Source organism: Frankia tisae (assembly GCF_025403405.1).
GTDB classification, from domain to species: Bacteria; Actinomycetota; Actinomycetes; order Frankiales; family Frankiaceae; genus Frankia; species Frankia tisai.
In genome coordinates this window covers 1-430 of sequence record NZ_JANEZT010000835.1, presented here as the reverse complement: position 1 = coordinate 430, position 430 = coordinate 1, and the positions used below count along the sequence as shown (strand labels likewise).

The 430-nt window shown below is 54.7% G+C and carries 1 protein-coding gene; it reads right to left on the bottom strand.

What is annotated here, in order from left to right; genetic code table 11:
• Nucleotides 1–331 (bottom strand): hypothetical protein (locus NBZ85_RS31895; protein WP_261563514.1); only part of this gene is annotated, 331 nt, incomplete at its 3' end.
• Between the last annotated feature and the right edge of the window lie 99 nt (nucleotides 332–430).

Sequence of the window (430 nt, the reverse complement as noted above, 5' to 3'; positions counted from 1 at the left end):
ACGGTGAGTTTACCCCAGGGATTTTGCTAGTGACAGCCGTGACAGCCTTCTTCAGCAACTCAGCTGGTGCTCCGCCAAGAGTATGTACAATATCACCGGCAAGGTCGGAAAGGTTGTCACCGGCAGTACGCCCGGTCTTAATGAGCTTGTCGTGGTACTTCGACCACATACCCGTGTCAATGTGAACGTGGTCGTAGTGACCTGCCGATTGCCAAATGGCAGCGAAGCCCAACTTCCGAGCTTCTTCGTAGATGCGCTGACCGCTCGAAGGCCAACCAGGGCCACCTGAAACGTCAAGAGCTTGCCCGTTGTAGTGCAGTGAGCCTTTCATGTGCTCAGGGTGAACCTTACCGAACGCAGGGTTTTCGAGAACTGCAACGCCTCGCTTTTGGAGTTGCTTGCCGTACTCGATCAACTTGCCGTGCATCGA